This window comes from Moraxella nasicaprae (assembly GCF_025643275.1).
Lineage (GTDB): Bacteria > Pseudomonadota > Gammaproteobacteria > Pseudomonadales > Moraxellaceae > Moraxella > Moraxella nasicaprae.
In genome coordinates this window covers 925,924-941,872 of record NZ_CP089977.1, presented here as the reverse complement: position 1 = coordinate 941,872, position 15,949 = coordinate 925,924, and the positions used below count along the sequence as shown (strand labels likewise).

Below are 15,949 nucleotides of genomic sequence, written 5' to 3'. Positions count from 1 at the left end.
AAAAAGAACCGTCATTTGGCGGTTCTTTTTTTGTTTTTGATTTGCTGTTGGTTGGCTGCTTGTCGAAAATGAGGAGATTTGGTAGATTTTCATCATAAAAATCTGCTAATGGCATTGAAATATGTTATAATGGACAACTTGTATTTAAATTTGTGCTAAGCTGATGTGATGGCGATTTGCACAACGCATTTTTTAGATTTTAGATTATATTGAGTATTTATGTCGAACGATATTAAGAATTTACGCAACATTGCAATCATTGCCCATGTTGACCACGGTAAAACCACTTTGGTGGACAAACTATTACAGCAGTCTGGTGCATTAGGCGACCGTTCAGGCGAGATTGAGCGAGTGATGGATTCTAACGCCCTAGAAAGCGAGCGTGGCATCACCATTCTTGCTAAGAATACGGCGATTAAATGGACCGATGGGCGTACTGGCATTGAATATCGTATCAATATCGTGGACACCCCAGGTCACGCCGATTTTGGTGGCGAAGTGGAGCGAGTGATGTCGATGGTGGACTGCGTGCTACTATTGGTGGACAGCCAAGAAGGCCCAATGCCTCAGACTCGTTTTGTGACCCAAAAGGCATTTGCTCGTGGTCTAAAACCGATTGTCATCATCAATAAAATTGACAAGCCTGCTGCTCGTGCTGATTGGGTCATTGACCAAGTATTTGACTTGTTTGATAGCTTGGGTGCGACCGATGAGCAGTTGGATTTTCCTATCGTCTATGCGTCTGGCATCAACGGCATTGCTGGTCGTGAACCTGATAACTTGGCATCTGACATGACGCCACTTTTTGAGACGATTGTGGATATTGTCGAGCCGCCAAAGGTAGATGTTGATGGTCCATTCCAAATGCAGATTTCAAGTCTTGACTATAACAGCTTTGTTGGTGTGATTGGCGTAGGTCGTATCCAGCGAGGTTCTGTGAAGACCAACACGCCTGTGACCGTGATTGACAAAGATGGCAACAAGCGAAACGGACGCATTCTAAAAATCATGGGCTATCATGGCTTAGAGCGTGTTGATGTGGATTTTGCACAAGCAGGCGACATCGTTTGTGTGACAGGTATTGACGCACTGAACATTTCAGATACGATTTGTGACCCACAAAATGTGGAGGCATTGCCAGCACTTTCTGTTGATGAGCCGACCGTGTCGATGACTTTTCAGGTTAATGATTCGCCATTTGCAGGCAAAGAGGGTAAGTTTGTCACCTCACGAAATATCCGTGAACGCCTTGACCGTGAACTGATTCATAATGTTGCTTTGCGTGTTGAAGACACTGACAGCCCAGAAAAGTTCAAGGTATCAGGTCGTGGCGAATTACATCTGTCTGTACTGATTGAGAACATGCGTCGTGAAGGCTTTGAGCTTGGTGTGTCTCGCCCACAAGTCATCATGAAAGAAATCGATGGCGTGATGTGTGAGCCTTATGAAAATGTGACTTTTGATGTGGAAGAGCAGCATCAAGGGGCGGTCATGCAAGAAATGGGCAACCGCAAGGGCGATTTGACCAATATGGAAGTGGACGGCAAAGGTCGTATCCGTATTGAGGCCACTGTACCATCTCGTGGTTTGATTGGTTTTCGCTCGGCATTTTTGACCATGACTTCTGGTACAGGTATCATGACATCAAGCTTCTCGCATTATGGTCCTACCAAAGATGGTACGGTTGCCAAGCGTCAAAATGGTGTTTTGGTGTCAATGGTATCAGGCACTTGCTTGGCGTACGCATTGTTTAGTTTGCAAGAGCGTGGTCGTTTGTTTGCCAAACCACAGCTTGAAGTTTATGAAGGCATGATTGTGGGCATCAACTCTCGTTCTGATGACATGGTGGTCAATCCTACCAAGGCAAAACAACTCACCAACATTCGTGCCAGTGGTTCAGATGATGCGATTATCCTAACGCCTGCCTTAGAATATACTTTGGAGCAAGCCTTAGAATTCATCGAAGATGATGAGCTTGTTGAGGTAACGCCAAAATCTATTCGTATTCGTAAGCGTTACTTGACCGAAAACGAACGCAAGCGTCTGGGTCGTAAAAAAGACTGATTGCCTAGATGATGACTGCATTAACAAAACTTCACACAGTTATCATCAAATGCTACAATCTAGGCAAAAATATGTGATAGAATAGCCCGCCATAAATAACCTATAATTGATTATAGATTGTTCAAATAAAAGTGCCGCTAGCGGTGCTTTTATTTTGTTTTTATCCAAAATTAAGAGAATTTATTATGAGTATCGTTCAAGAATTTAAAGAGTTTGCAGTTAAAGGCAATGTGATGGATTTGGCAATCGGTGTTATCATCGGTGCAGCTTTTGGTAAAATTACTACCTCTTTGGTAGAAGACATCATGATGCCTTTGATTGGTGCCATCATTGGTGACATCGATTTTTCAAACATGTTCATCATTCTTGGCACAGTGCCAGAAGGTGTAGATGCAACCAAATATGCCGCTCTAAAAGAAGCTGGCGTGGCAATGCTTGCTTATGGTAACTTCATTACTGTGGTTATCAACTTCCTAATCTTGGCAATCATTGTATTCATGCTAGTAAAAGTAATGAACAAGATGCGTAAAACCGAAGAAGCTGCACCAGCAGAGCCAAGTGAAGAAGTGCTATTGCTTCGTGAAATTAGCTCAAAACTAAGCAAATAATTGCTTAAATCTCATCAAAAACACTCCGCTTGGGGTGTTTTTTATTGCCAAAAATTTGGTCGTACGCACCGTGAGTAATAAAGAGAAGTTGATTATTTTGACTAAAAATAGCCATTGAATTTGACTAAATAATGATTTTGTGATAAAGTAACAATGACAGAAAGATTGTTTCTGTTTTGTTAATAGAGGGTTTTTTAATGATGAAAAAATTATTGATGGTGGGTGCAATCGCTGTACTAAGCACAGGCTGTGCTACCCAAAATTATGTATTATCAGAAGGTGGTCAAGCAGCACCTACGCAGTCAGAATGGCAGCATTTCTTTGTTGGCGGCATCGGTCAAGAAAAAATTCAAAATGCTGCTCAGGTGTGTGGCGGTGCTAATAAAGTCGCCAAAGTGCAAACGCAAACGACCTTCTTAAACGGTTTGGCGAATGCGGTCGGACAGGGTATTTATACACCAAGACAAAGTAATATTTATTGTAAATAATTGAAAAATAAGGAAAAAATAATGAAAAAAATCGCAGCGATTATTGGTATGGCGGTTGTGATGACAGGCTGTACTACGCAAACGGCATTGATTCATGGCGGTGGTCAAGCAACACCATCACTAAGCAAATCACAGGCATTTTTCGTTGGCGGCATCGGTCAGGAACGCACCATCAATGCTGCCCAAGTGTGTGGCGGTGCTAGTAATGTTGCCAAGGTGCAAAGTAAATTAGAACCCAAAGATATTTTGCTTGGTACGATTACCTTTGGTATCTACACACCTCGCACAGCACAAGTTTATTGTAAGTAATCCGTGCGTGACAAAATCCCCAATTTTTTGGGGATTTTTTTATGTCAATGGCTGGCAAGTTGGGCAATAGACGCTGGCTCGTCCACCAATTTTTTGATTTTCAAGCAGGCTTTGACACACGGTACAATGTTCGCCCGCCCGCCCATAGACCAATAAGGTTTGTTGAAAATAGCCTGTTTTGCCATTACCCACTGTAAAGTCTTTGAGCGATGAGCCGCCCTGCTTGATGGCTTTGGCAAGGATTGTTTTGATGTGATGGGTCAGTGTTTCTAGCGATGATTCGTCCAGCTGATTGGCGGGTTTGGCAGGGTGAATGCCAGACAAAAACAGACTTTCAGTAGCATAAATATTGCCCACGCCCACCACCACTGATTGTTCCATGATGAGTGATTTGATGGGCTTGGCGATGGATTTTTTGGTTAAATCGTGCGTGCGGTAGATGGTTTTGTATAGATAATCTTTATCAAATTCATCGGACAAAGGTTCAACGCCTAAATGGTCCAAAAAACGCTTAGCGGTGTCTGGTCTGTCGATGTAGTCATCATTCTCCACCCAAAGTAACATACCAAAACGGCGTGGGTCGTGATAATGTAGCCATACATCGCCAAATTCAATGATGACATGGTCGTGTTTACGCACTTGTTGATGAGTGTGTTGTTGCAAGCTGCCCGACATACCCAGATGAATGAGTAGGGTTTTGTGGTTATTATCTTGTTCTTGCAAAAAGTCGAGCAAGAGATATTTGGCTCTGCGGCGAACATTGACGAGCTTAAATCCTACCAAGTTGACCAAATCTTTTGGGATTTCGTAGCGTAGCTTTGGGTGATGGATTTGTACGCCATCAATCATCTTGCCAAGCAAAGGTGCTAGACTGGCTTTGGTGGTTTCGACTTCTGGTAATTCTGGCATGACTAACTCTGACTGCGACGGGCGTGCAAAACGCTCGGTTGTTGTTCAATTTTGCTAAGCAGGCGAGATAAATGAGCAATACCTGCCACTTCAACATAAAATTTCATGTGACTGATTGCCCCATCATTGCTGATGGTTTCGGCACGATGAATATTGACTTTTTCACGGTCAATGACATGCACCAAGTCTCTTAGCAGTCCATTGGTGTTGTGTGCTTCAACATGAATGCAGACAGGTTGGTATCTGCCAAAGGTCGTCTGCCAGCGAGCATTGATGATGCGGTCTGGTTCTTTTTCTACCAATCTTAAATACTCGGTACAGCTTTGATGATGAATGCTGACACCACTAGATAGTGTAATAAATCCTGCAATCGGTTCGCCATGCACAGGGTTGCAGCATTTGGCAAGATGTAACTCCACATTATCTAATCCATCGATTTCGATTTTGTATTTGTTGGTGCGAACAGGGTTTTTGATGTCGATGGCAGTTTCGTTAAAGTTGTCCGTGATGTGCAGTTTTTGGGCAACCAAATTACTGATTTGGGTCACGCCAATGTCGCCAATGACCAAGGCAACATACAAATCATCTTCGTGTTTGACATTAAATTGAGCCAAAAACTCACCCAATTCTACCTGAGCTGGGTCAATGGATAGGCGGTCAAACTCTTTGAGCAGCAGATTTTTGCCAGTTTCAATGTTTTTATCACGGTCTTGTTTGTTAAACCATTGACGCAACTTGGTTTTGGCACGATTGGTGTGGATATAGCCCAACGATGCCATCAGCCAGTCACGGTTTGGTTCACGGCTGGATTTGGTGATGATTTCGATTTGGTCGCCTGTTTTGGGCTGGTGGGTCAAAGGCACATAACGACCATTAACTCTTGCCCCCTGAGCTCGGTTGCCAACTTCGGTATGCACATAATAGGCAAAGTCCAGCACCGTTGAGCCTTTGGGCAGTTCGGTAATGTCGCCATCTCTGCTAAACACATAGATGCGTTCGGCATTATCAATATCCAGCTCGATGTCATCGCCATTGTCAGGCGTATCTGTACCCAAAAGCTGTCTTAGTGAGCTGATTTTTTGGGTCAGATAATCATCTTTTTTGGCTTTTAGACCTTCTTTATAATTAACATGGGCACATTTGCCAAGTTCTGCCTCAAAGTGCATGTCAAAGGTGCGAATTTGCACTTCTAGTGTGCGATTTTCGGCAATGACGGCGGTGTGCAGGGATTTATAACCGTTTGGCTTAGGATTGGTGATGTAGTCATCAAACTGCTCTGGAATGTGTCGCCACAACCCATGCACCACGCCAAGCGTATAATAGCACTCAGCATTGCTATTGACCAAGACTCGCAAGGCTCTGATGTCATACAGCTGGTCAAACGACAGATTTTTTGACTTCATCTTTCGCCAGATGGAATAGATGTGTTTGACACGACCTGACACCTCGCACTCAATGCCAGCATTGTGTAGTTCTTGGGTGAGGGTGGTTTTGACTTGTTCGATGTATGCTTCTCGTTCGCTGCGTTTTTCAGACAATAGGCTGGCGATTTTTTTGTATTCATCGGGGGCAAGATAGCGAAACGCCAAATCTTCTAGTTCCCATTTTAATTGGGCGATGCTCAGACGATGAGCAAGTGGGGCGTAGATTGCCATCACCTCTCGTGCCACTCGTTTTTGGCGGTCAGGAGGCGAAAAAGACAGTTCACGCATGGCAAAAGTGCGTTCAGCAAGTTTAATCAATACCGCTCGAACATCATTAGTGGTGCTGATGAGCATGCTATAAATATTAGAAAGCTGTTCACGATTGCCATCAATATAGTCTTCTAGACGCTGATTTTGTTCGATGCTTTCAGACAGATGACCCATCGCCAGCGTGTCAGTAACCAGCTGAGCGATGTCATCGCCAAAGTTGGTGGCGATGGTCTGTATGCTAACCAGTTCACGGCGAGCGGTGCGATAAAGCATGGCGGCAACCAAAGCATTTTCATCTTGGAATAAATACGCCAAAATATCTGCCATGCCAATGCCTGTGATGTAAGCCCCAGAACGAGCGACATGAGGCTTATTGACTTGGATTTGGACAAATTCGCAAGCCTTACGCAGCAAAGGCAGTTCATCTTTGCCAATACGAGCGGCCACGCTGGCAAGCCACGCATCAATGTCAATGTCTGAGACATTCAGCTCCATTGGTGTGGCATTATTGGTCGAATAATCCAACGCACTGACCAGCTTTTGATTGGTGAGTTGTGCCTTAAAATCTGGGTGTATCTGCTTGGCGACCAAAGTAGCTGCCAAAGACGCACTGTCAATGCTGCTGCTATTGCCACCAAGTAGGGGCAGGCTTTCTCGAATCTGTACCACGACACGCTCCAATTTTGCCAAAGTCATCGCTTGCTATTATGGCACTTCGTCATCGATTTTTAAAGCAAAAAATCCAAATTTTTGTCGGTTTTTCATGCTGGTTGATGGCATTTGCCATAAAAAATAAGAAAACCAGCATGGTTGGGCAGAGTGCATTTTAGGTCTTGTTTTGCTGATTGGTCGGTATGATAAGCATAAAGGCAGGTCTCATCAGTTGCATTGCAAATGCTTGCCTAAACATGATATTGAATGAATACAACCAAAAAATCCAGTATTTTTTATTGGATTGTGGTATAATCCTTTGATTGTGAAAAATCGTTTCACATTCGCTATTTGATGACATCGCCACTGATTTGATAAAAAGTGCGTTTACGCCCAGCAATTTTAATGCTTAGCACTTACTGTTCTTTTTGGGATTTGCCCTATTTTTGTTTGTCGCGATGATTTTGTAGCCATTGATATTTTCATGTGCTTTGACAGCGACAGTTTATTCTTGCCTTGACAAAATGCGAATACGCCAAGCGTTTTTTGACGCTGCGGGTGTTATTTTGTTCATCATCAATGCAAATCCACAAGTAGAGCAATCATGACAGACACCCAAACTCTCCAAGAGCAAGACAATCCCATCACCTTTGCTGATTTACAGCTGAACAAACCCATCTTAAAAGCTCTAAGCAAAGCTGGCTATGAAAACCCAACGCCCATTCAGGCAGGGGCGATTCCACACGCATTGGCAGGTTCTGACTTATTATTATCCGCTCAGACAGGTTCGGGTAAGACAGCGGCATTTGTGTTGCCAGTCTTGGATAAGTTAAGCCGTGCCCAAAAGTTTGATAAAAAAATCCATACACTGATTTTGACCCCAACCAGAGAGCTTGCTCAGCAGGTGCAAGACAGCGTGCGTCGCTATGGCGGTAATTTGCGTGGACTTTATAGCATTGCTTTGGTGGGTGGTTCGCCATACAGTGGACAGATTCGTGCCCTAAAAAAAGGCGTGCAGGTCGTGATTGCCACGCCTGGTCGCTTGATTGACCATATGCGTGAAGGTCGTGTGGATTTATCCGAATTAAAAGTGCTGATTTTGGACGAAGCTGACCGCATGCTGGACATGGGCTTTGCTGATGACATTAACGAGATTTTGGACAGTACGCCACAGAGCCGCCAGACCGTGATGTCGTCTGCCACTTGGGACGGTCAGGTTGGTCAGATTGCCCAAACTTTCACCAAAAGTCCCCAGAAAGTTTCCATCAAAATCGAGTCTGCTCACATTGAGGAGAGCGTGTATTTTTGTGATGATTTTCACCACAAAAACAAGATTTTGATGCAGGTTTTGACCAATCCTGATATGAAGCAAGCGGTCATCTTTACTGCCACTAAGATGAGTACCGAAAGATTGGCAGGCGAGCTGGTAGAGGCAGGTTACAAGGCACGCTATCTGCACGGTGATTTGCCACAAGGCAAGCGAAATCGTATCGTTGCTGACATGAAGTCTGGCAAGTGTGATATTTTGATTGCCACTGATGTGGCGGCACGAGGCATTGATATTTCTGCCATCAGTCATGTGATTAACTATGATTTGCCACGCCAAGTGGAGGATTATGTGCATCGCATTGGTCGCTGTGGTAGAGCGGGTCGTACGGGTACTGCCATCAATTTGTGCAGTATTGAAGACAGACGACAACTGTCGCACATCGGTCGTTATCTAAAACGACAAATGCCAGAAGCAGTCATTGAAGGGCTTGAACCAAAATATCAACCAAAAGTGGACAAAGACCGCCGTAAAGGCAAGACTCGTCGCCAGCGTGAGTTTGACAAATTCGCACGCACGGAGGGTCAGTCTGGCTTTGGTCGTCAAGCAAGAAAGCCTCGCCGTTTTGATGAGTCAGATTCTGAGAAATATGCTGCAAAATCTCATGACAAATCAGGTTTTGACCACTTGGCTCATCATGAAAGAGCTGAGCGATTTGGCAGGTCAAGAGCGGACAGACAGCCAAAAAAATGGCAACGAAATCAAGAAGCTATGCATGATGGTGTTGATACAAGAAGTGCCAGATATTTTGATGATACTGCCAGACGCTCGGCACACAATTTAAATCAAGATGCCAAAAAAGAGTGTCAAACCAATAAGGATTTTGCCAAAAAATCATATCGTGATGACTATGAAAGTCAGGCATTCGATGTCGAGGCGGCATTGACCAAAAAGCAAACCTTTGCCCAGCCTAAGTCTGGTAAATTTGGCGATAAGGCTCGTTTTGACAAAACAAATCGTGATGCCGTTGGTCAGTCAGCACGCAAAAACACCCAAGCACCAAAACGCTCCAAAGAACGCATTAAGCCAATCGAAGAGGTCTTTTTTGCCAAAAGAGCAGCAAAACGAGCCAAAAAATTTGGCAACGACTAAGGCGTGCTTACCCTGAGAGTAAGTGCATCAAAATAAAAAATCCCCAACCATGTGGCTGGGGATTTTTGTTAGATTTTTTCAAATCGGGCAATGCTTTCAACATGCCCTGTATGACAAAACATATCCATGACCCCTGCGTGTGTCAGACGATAGCCTTGCTCGATGAGCAAAGCGGTGTCTCTTGCCAGTGTGGCAGGATTGCACGAAACATAGACGATGCGTTTGGCATTGAATTTACCCAGATAAGCCATCACTTCGGCAGCACCAGAGCGAGGTGGGTCAATGAGTAGAGCGTCAAAGCTGTTCTCGCCTGTTGCCCAAGGCTGATGGGAGAAATCTTGGGTCAAGTCTTGGGCATAAAATTCGGTATGGGTAAGTCCATTGGCGGCAGCATTCATTTTGGCACGCTCGGTCATTTCCACCGAGCCTTCAACACCGACCACAAAGCCAGTCTTGCCCACGCAACGAGCCAGAGGTAGGCTAAAATTACCCAATCCGCAGAACAAATCCAGCACTCGCTCGCCCTCTTTAAGATTCAATAGGTCGCACGCTAATTTGGTCATTTTGCGATTGACAGAAAGATTGACCTGCGTAAAATCCAGTGGCGAAAATTCAAAATCAATATCAAAGTCAGGCAAGCGATAAAACAAACCACCAGTGGGCGGTACGGTCAGGCTGCTGGCACGACCTTGTGGGTCATCGATGCGATGCACTGTGTCTGAGCCTTTGGGCTGCAAGAACAGTTGCCAATTTCTGTCAGCAAAAAATGTTTGTAGTTTGTCTATGTCGCCATCGCTCAGTGGCTGTAAATGACGCACAATCACTGCCACAGATTTTTGACTGTCTGCGATGTGTGCCAGACTTTCGCCCATCGCCAATTCTAGCTGTGCGATGTGGTCTCGTCCGTCAAGAGTAGTGATGAGCTGTTTGAGGGCGGTGATTTGCTCGCCAACTCTGAGGTCTAAGATATGACATTCGTCCAAATTTGCCAGAAAATTGCTGGCTCTTTCACGAAAACCCACTAATGCCGAATCTTTTTTGGCGACATAACGCACGCCCATGCGAGCCTTGGTACGATAGCCTAAGCGGTCGGCGGTCAAAGGTGGTAGCCATTGCTGAGGTTGCACCCCTGCTTGATGCTGTAATAGTTCTGCTAGGACGGATTGTTTGAAATTGATTTGTCCGTCAGGGTGCCAATGTTGCAAGCTACAACCGCCACACACCCCAAAATGTGGGCAAGGCGGTGTTTGGCGTTCTGGGTTTGGGTCGCCAATGACGGATAGAGCGTCCGCTTCTTCGAAGGTTTTTTTGCTATTGCGAAGTTTGGCGGTGACGGTTTCGCCAGGCAAAGCAAAGCTGACAAAAACTTTCTTGCCCAGTTTATCGGCTGGGTGGTCGTGTTCGCCAATGCCGTAACTACTAACACCTCGCCCATCGTGGGCAAGACCTGTGATGTTAAAATTGACAGGCGGTGCGTCCTGCAAGCGTTTACGGGTTCTGGCGGTCAGTTTGCCAGATTTTTTTGAGGGGGCGTTGATGAGAGTTGTCATTGTGATGTTTGCCTGCCAAAAAAGGTGGGTAAATAAAAACTGCCCATTATAGCATGCTTTGCCAAGCTATTCGGTAAAAATAGACCATCTATCTAAGTTTTTTTGAAAAAAAGTCGATGGCTTTTGTGAAAAATTGACAAATTGCCAATCAAGCATTTTAGATATAAATCAATCAGATGGCAGGAGTGTTGATTGCTATTGACCATGATGTTGATTTCGGATTATTATTGGTAAATGGTTTTGATGATTGCGTCTATTTACCGTCAATCAATTGCCAAATCAGCGATGGATTGATGCGGTTGGACTGACCCAGTCTTAGCCAGTTTTTTGTTTGTTACTATTAAGGGATAAAAATGAACGAACGATTTTCAGAGGCCATCGCCAAGCTTAGTCAAACCTTTGGCAAAGCCCTAAGCACCAATCCAACTGTTCGCCAGCAACACGCTCACACGATGAGCTGGATTGAAACTGAGGCTCCCGATGCGGTATTGACCGTCACAAACAAACAGCAAATCAGTGAGGCGGTCAAAATTTGTAACGCCCACAAAATGCCCGTCATTGCCTTTGGGACAGGTTCATCATTGGAGGGGCAATTAAATGCCCCTCACGGTGGATTGTGTATTGATATGTCGCAAATGACGAATATTGTTCGTATTGATGCTGAGGATTTGACCGCCACCGTAGAAGCTGGGGTTACTCGTGAACAGCTGAATGAAGCCTTACGCCACACAGGATTATTTTTCCCCATAGACCCTGGTGCAAACGCCAGTATTGGTGGTATGTGTGCCACTCGTGCCTCTGGCACAAATGCGGTTAAATATGGGACAATGAAAGATGTGGTTTTGTGTCTTGAAGTGGTGTTGCCAAATGGCGATATTATCAAAACAGGCACTCGTGCCAAAAAATCCTCAGCAGGCTATGATTTAACAAGATTGATGATTGGCTCGGAGGGTACGCTGGGCATCATTACCGAAATTACAGTCAAATTATTTGGGCAGCCTGACTGTGTGGGCAGTGGTCTGTGTCATTTTAATGATATTGATGGGGCGTGTCAGGCGGTCATGCTGACCATTCAGTATGGTTTACCTGTCGCAAGACTTGAATTGCTTGATGGTACACAGATTAAGGCGTGCAATGCCTATTCAAAATTAAATCTGCAAGAAACGCCTACTTTATTTGTGGAGTTTCACGGTACTGCCAATGGGGTTGCAGAACAAGCCCAGATTTTTGCAGGGATTATTGAAGAGTTTGGCGGTTTTGGTTTTACATACAGCCAAGATGAAAGCGAACGCAAAAAACTGTGGACAGCCCGCCACAATGCCTACTATGCTGCCAAAGCCCTAAAACCTGATTTTGAGAGCTTATCTACTGATGCGTGCGTACCCATTTCACGCCTTGCTGAATGCGTTGGGCAGACAGTTGCCGACATCAAAGAACAGGGAATGACAGCCCCTGTGGTTGGGCATGTGGGCGATGGCAATTTTCATGTATTGCTGTTACTTGACAAAAACAATCCTGACGACATTCAAAAAACCAAAGACATTTTGTCAAGGCTTGCCAAGCGAGCCATTGCAATGGACGGTACTTGTACAGGCGAACACGGTGTCGGACAGGGCAAAAGAGCTTATATGGCATTAGAACATGGTGATGAGGCAATCGCCGTGATGAAAGCCATCAAGTCTGCCATTGACCCAAATAACATTATGAATCCTGATAAAATCTGGTTTGAATGATGGTAAAAAACCAAGCTGAATGAGGCTTGGTTTTTTTATTCATGCTAAGCATCATTTGCCATGCCCAAAAATATCATCATGATGATAACCGATGGTTATTAGCAAACCAAAAATTTTATATTTACAAAATTATAAAACTTTTAGTAATATAGGGGATATTTGGATAATCAGCCTAAGGAATATGTATCATGACAGCTTCAACACAGCCGTTAAACAATAACCCCTACAAAGTCGCCATCTCATCAATGGTGGGTACAGCGATTGAATTTTATGATTATTATATCTATGCCGCTGCGGCTGTATTGGTGTTTAGCACCCAGTTTTTTGATAAATCTGACCCTGCGGTGGCGACTTTGTTGTCGTTATCCACATTGGCATTGGCGTTCATTGCTCGACCATTTGGCTCATTGCTTTTTGGTTATTTTGGCGACAAGATTGGTCGTAAAAAAACTTTGGTTGCCTCGCTATTGTTGATGGGATTATCCACCGTTGCCATTGGACTATTGCCAACTTATGCAGATATTGGCATTTGGGCACCGATTTTGTTGTGTGTATTTCGTGTCGGTCAAGGCATTGGCTTGGGCGGCGAATGGGGCGGAGCGGCATTGGTGGCGGTTGAGAATGCACCCCCAGAAAAACGAGCATGGTTTGGCACTTTTCCTCAGCTGGGGGCTCCCATTGGTTTGTTTATGGCAAATGCGGTGTTTTTCATCATCAGTCTTGCCATTGGTCATGAGGCGTTGGTTGAATGGGGCTGGCGTATTCCGTTCATTGCTTCGATTTTATTGGTGGCGGTTGGCTTGTATATGCGATTGACGCTCAAAGAAAGTCGGGTGTTTGAAGTGGCAGAAGAGGCTGGCAAAACGCAAGGCACACCAACGATTGATGTCTTTAAGCATCATTGGTTGCAGATTTTGCAAGGGACTTTGATGATTACCGCTTTGTATGTTTTGTTTTATATCATGACCGCCTTTGCCCAAGTGTATTCAAAAGCACCCGCCACTTTTTCAGATGCAGGTCATCAGATGGGGCTGGGTATTCCCGCCAATACATACACAGGGTTTTTGTTGATTGGTGCGGTGGTGTTCGCCATTTTTGTCAGTTTGTCTGGAAAAATCAGTGATAAAATTGGTCGCCGCCGTTTGCAGTTAATCGTGACGGTTGCCATTGGTATTTTTGGGTTGTTGTTGCCTGCATTCTTAGATGGCGGTACACCAAGCTCGGTGCTGGCGTTCTTGGTCATTGGATTTACCTTGATGGGCATCACTTTTGGTCCTGTGGCGGCAATCTTACCAGAGATTTTTCCTACCCAAGTGCGTTATACTGGTTCAAGCCTTGCCTATAATTTGGCGGCAATCACAGGGGCATCGATTGCGACCATTGTTGCCATGAAAATTAACGAAAATTTTGGCATGATGGGCGTGGGATTGTATTTGGCTGCCAATGCCGTGCTGAGCTTCGTTGCGTTTTGGTATTCAAAAGAGACCAAAGATTTGGATTTGACCAATGCCTAAGCCTAGCTGGAATACAGCTTAAAAAAACCGCTTATATCGAGCGGTTTTTTTATTGGTCAGGTCATCTTTGCCAAGCGTCCAAAAATCCTTGATGGCGTATCGTGCCATCATCATTTTGTTGGCTTTGGACAAATTCATGAGTTTGTGCGTTCAAAAATTCCACCGCTTGCTGGTCAAGTTTGCCATAAAGTAGTAGCCAGCGTAAGTACAAAAGCCAAGTGTTTAGCACATCAGACTCACAATAAGTGGCAAGTTTTTGCCATTCGCCTGCCTGTACCATAGGCACAACTTGTGAGCCGTCAATGTCTTGTTTGCCAGCAAAACCGCACAGACTGGCAACGGTATCTAGTTTTTGTTTATTATTCCATGCACCAAACGAGTATTTTTCCATCAAGTCGATGTGTTTATCGCTGTATCGATACAGATAGTCTTGTCGTTGAAACCCTGCATTAACCAAAGCAGATGCGTCCAGTCCATGATGTGTCATGCGATATAGCAGGACGGGCAAGTCAAAACCAGCCCCATTCCACGAGATGAGCGTGGGCTTTTTGGCAAATGCCCTTAAAAAAGTACTCAAAATTTCTGACTCGCTCATCGTGTCGATGGATAGGGTTTTTAGATGAAACTGTCCATCGCCAAACCATAAAAAAGACAAGCAAGCGATTTTGTGTAGTGGCAGACGCATAAAATCATTGCCAGCTTCGGCTTGACGCATGGCAATCAGGGCGGTCAAGGCGTCATCATCATCAAGGTTCTTGATGCTAGGATATAGCCTTTTGCCTGTGTCGATGTCTGGTATGGTTTCAATATCAAAGACCATCACGGGTGTCTGAAACATCATTCTTTCCTTGTCAAATGTCAGTCAGCATTATTCATCTGTGATGCCAAATAATCCTGTTGATAAATAGCGGTCGCCTCGGTCACAAACGATGAAAGCGATGACGGCATCAGGATTTTGCTTGGCGATTTGATGGGCTGCCCATGCTGCACCGCCTGACGATACGCCACAAAAAATCCCTTCTTCTTTGGCAAGTTTTCGCATATAGATTTCAGCATTTTTTTGGCTGATGTCCATCACGGTATCGACCAAAGAGGCATCAAAAATACCTGGCAAATATGCCTTGGGCCAACGGCGAATACCAGCAATGCTTGAATGGTCGTCTGGTTGCAAGCCAATGACTTGAATGTTGGGGTTTTTTTCTTTTAAAAATTTGCTGACACCCATGATGGTGCCTGTCGTTCCCATTGAGCTGACAAAGTGAGTGATTTTGCCTGCGGTTTGTTCCCAGATTTCAGGGCCTGTGGTCAGGTAGTGGGCGTTTTTGTTGTCGTCATTATTGAACTGGTCAAGCACCACGCCAAGCCCGTCAGCCTGCATTTGTAGTGCCATGTCACGAGCTGCCTCCATACCCTCTTCCACTTCAATCAAAGTCGCCCCATAGGCTGCCATCGCATCTTTGCGTTCTTGGGTAGAGTTTTTTGGCATCAGCAAGGTCATCTTATAACCACGCATGGCAGCCACCATCGCCAAAGCAATGCCTGTGTTGCCAGAGGTTGCCTCAATGAGTGTGTCGCCTGCCTTGATTTGACCTCGCTGTTCAGCCTGAAAAATCATATTAAAGGCAGGTCGGTCTTTGACTGAGCCTGCTGGGTTATTGCCTTCAAGTTTGGCAAGCAGGGTTGCTGATGTATCCTGACCCAAACGGTTTAGCTTGACTAAGGGGGTTTGCCCAACGCAGTCGGACAAGGTGGTGGTTTGTTGGATAAAATTGGCAGGCATGATAATCTCTTGATGTTTTATATAAAAAAAGATGCAGCATGATTAAAGCAATCAGAGCGTGGCTTGTGCTGCAATCCGTCAAATATGGGCAGATTATAGCACAATTTTGGCGATGTGCTGTGCTAAATCGCCATCAATCATCTTTGGTGGATAAGTGTCGCAGATTGCCTAAGATTTTTTACCAAAATCATAAAATCATGCTACACTATTTTGGTGATTGTGATGGGTAA

The 15,949-nt window shown here is 44.8% G+C and carries 12 protein-coding genes; 7 read left to right on the top strand and 5 right to left on the bottom strand.

The window, feature by feature from the left end:
* Positions 1 to 219: 219 nt before the first annotated feature.
* From typA to LU297_RS04410, 4 genes are all read left to right on the top strand, one after another.
* Positions 220 to 2,064: a translational GTPase TypA gene (gene typA, locus LU297_RS04425; RefSeq protein WP_263077206.1), complete on the top strand. Its 1,845-nt coding sequence runs from the start codon at positions 220 to 222 to the stop codon at positions 2,062 to 2,064.
* A 185-nt stretch (positions 2,065 to 2,249) separates the two neighbouring features.
* Positions 2,250 to 2,672 carry a large conductance mechanosensitive channel protein MscL gene (mscL, locus tag LU297_RS04420; RefSeq protein ID WP_263077205.1) on the top strand — a complete coding sequence of 141 codons (423 nt, stop codon included), beginning with the start codon at positions 2,250 to 2,252 and terminating at the stop codon, positions 2,670 to 2,672.
* 200 nt (positions 2,673 to 2,872) lie between these two features.
* A complete protein-coding gene (locus tag LU297_RS04415; protein WP_263077204.1) occupies positions 2,873 to 3,160 on the top strand; it encodes a Bor family protein in 288 nt (95 codons plus the stop codon).
* Between the two features lie 21 nt (positions 3,161 to 3,181).
* Positions 3,182 to 3,469 (top strand): Bor family protein, encoded by a 288-nt coding sequence (locus tag LU297_RS04410; RefSeq protein WP_263077203.1) that lies wholly within the window; start codon positions 3,182 to 3,184, stop codon positions 3,467 to 3,469.
* 39 nt (positions 3,470 to 3,508) lie between these two features.
* On the opposite strand, the gene mutM is transcribed toward LU297_RS04410, so the two are convergent.
* Both mutM and LU297_RS04400 read right to left on the bottom strand, forming a co-directional pair.
* On the bottom strand, positions 3,509 to 4,378 hold the full coding sequence (mutM, locus tag LU297_RS04405) for a bifunctional DNA-formamidopyrimidine glycosylase/DNA-(apurinic or apyrimidinic site) lyase (protein ID WP_263077202.1): 870 nt from the start codon (positions 4,376 to 4,378) through the stop codon (positions 3,509 to 3,511).
* 2 nt (positions 4,379 to 4,380) lie between these two features.
* Complete coding sequence (locus tag LU297_RS04400; protein WP_263077325.1) at positions 4,381 to 6,741, bottom strand: RelA/SpoT family protein; 2,361 nt, start codon at positions 6,739 to 6,741, stop codon at positions 4,381 to 4,383.
* 586 nt (positions 6,742 to 7,327) lie between these two features.
* On the opposite strand from LU297_RS04400, the gene LU297_RS04395 reads away from it, so the two are divergent.
* On the top strand, positions 7,328 to 9,142 hold the full coding sequence (locus LU297_RS04395; protein WP_263077201.1) for a DEAD/DEAH box helicase: 1,815 nt from the start codon (positions 7,328 to 7,330) through the stop codon (positions 9,140 to 9,142).
* 68 nt (positions 9,143 to 9,210) lie between these two features.
* On the opposite strand, the gene rlmD is transcribed toward LU297_RS04395, so the two are convergent.
* On the bottom strand, positions 9,211 to 10,698 hold the full coding sequence (rlmD, locus tag LU297_RS04390; RefSeq protein WP_263077324.1) for a 23S rRNA (uracil(1939)-C(5))-methyltransferase RlmD: 1,488 nt from the start codon (positions 10,696 to 10,698) through the stop codon (positions 9,211 to 9,213).
* A gap of 347 nt (positions 10,699 to 11,045) precedes the next feature.
* Between rlmD and LU297_RS04385 the strand changes: the two genes are divergently transcribed.
* Together LU297_RS04385 and LU297_RS04380 are read left to right on the top strand one after the other, a co-directional pair.
* Positions 11,046 to 12,425, top strand: coding sequence for an FAD-binding oxidoreductase (locus tag LU297_RS04385; protein ID WP_263077200.1), 1,380 nt, complete (start codon positions 11,046 to 11,048; stop codon positions 12,423 to 12,425).
* 188 nt (positions 12,426 to 12,613) lie between these two features.
* Positions 12,614 to 13,939, top strand: a complete 1,326-nt coding sequence (locus LU297_RS04380; RefSeq protein ID WP_263077199.1) for a metabolite/H+ symporter — start codon at positions 12,614 to 12,616, stop codon at positions 13,937 to 13,939.
* Positions 13,940 to 14,000: 61 nt separating this feature from the next.
* Here the strand turns inward: LU297_RS04380 and LU297_RS04375 are convergent, their stop codons facing one another.
* Both LU297_RS04375 and cysM read right to left on the bottom strand, forming a co-directional pair.
* Positions 14,001 to 14,777 carry a 3'-5' exonuclease gene (locus LU297_RS04375; RefSeq protein WP_263077198.1) on the bottom strand — a complete coding sequence of 259 codons (777 nt, stop codon included), beginning with the start codon at positions 14,775 to 14,777 and terminating at the stop codon, positions 14,001 to 14,003.
* 30 nt (positions 14,778 to 14,807) lie between these two features.
* A complete protein-coding gene (gene cysM / locus LU297_RS04370) occupies positions 14,808 to 15,719 on the bottom strand; it encodes a cysteine synthase CysM (RefSeq protein WP_263077197.1) in 912 nt (303 codons plus the stop codon).
* Between the last annotated feature and the right edge of the window lie 230 nt (positions 15,720 to 15,949).

Excerpts from the sequence above, each read along its gene's own strand:
- typA (WP_263077206.1), top strand. The coding sequence starts at position 220 with ATGTCGAACGATATTAAGAATTTACGCAACATTGCAATCATTGCCCAT.
- mscL (WP_263077205.1), top strand. The coding sequence starts at position 2,250 with ATGAGTATCGTTCAAGAATTTAAAGAGTTTGCAGTTAAAGGCAATGTG.
- LU297_RS04415 (WP_263077204.1), top strand. The coding sequence starts at position 2,873 with ATGAAAAAATTATTGATGGTGGGTGCAATCGCTGTACTAAGCACAGGC.
- LU297_RS04410 (WP_263077203.1), top strand. The coding sequence starts at position 3,182 with ATGAAAAAAATCGCAGCGATTATTGGTATGGCGGTTGTGATGACAGGC.
- mutM (WP_263077202.1), bottom strand. The coding sequence starts at position 4,378 with ATGCCAGAATTACCAGAAGTCGAAACCACCAAAGCCAGTCTAGCACCT.
- LU297_RS04395 (WP_263077201.1), top strand. The coding sequence starts at position 7,328 with ATGACAGACACCCAAACTCTCCAAGAGCAAGACAATCCCATCACCTTT.
- LU297_RS04385 (WP_263077200.1), top strand. The coding sequence starts at position 11,046 with ATGAACGAACGATTTTCAGAGGCCATCGCCAAGCTTAGTCAAACCTTT.
- LU297_RS04380 (WP_263077199.1), top strand. The coding sequence starts at position 12,614 with ATGACAGCTTCAACACAGCCGTTAAACAATAACCCCTACAAAGTCGCC.
- LU297_RS04375 (WP_263077198.1), bottom strand. The coding sequence starts at position 14,777 with ATGTTTCAGACACCCGTGATGGTCTTTGATATTGAAACCATACCAGAC.
- cysM (WP_263077197.1), bottom strand. The coding sequence starts at position 15,719 with ATGCCTGCCAATTTTATCCAACAAACCACCACCTTGTCCGACTGCGTT.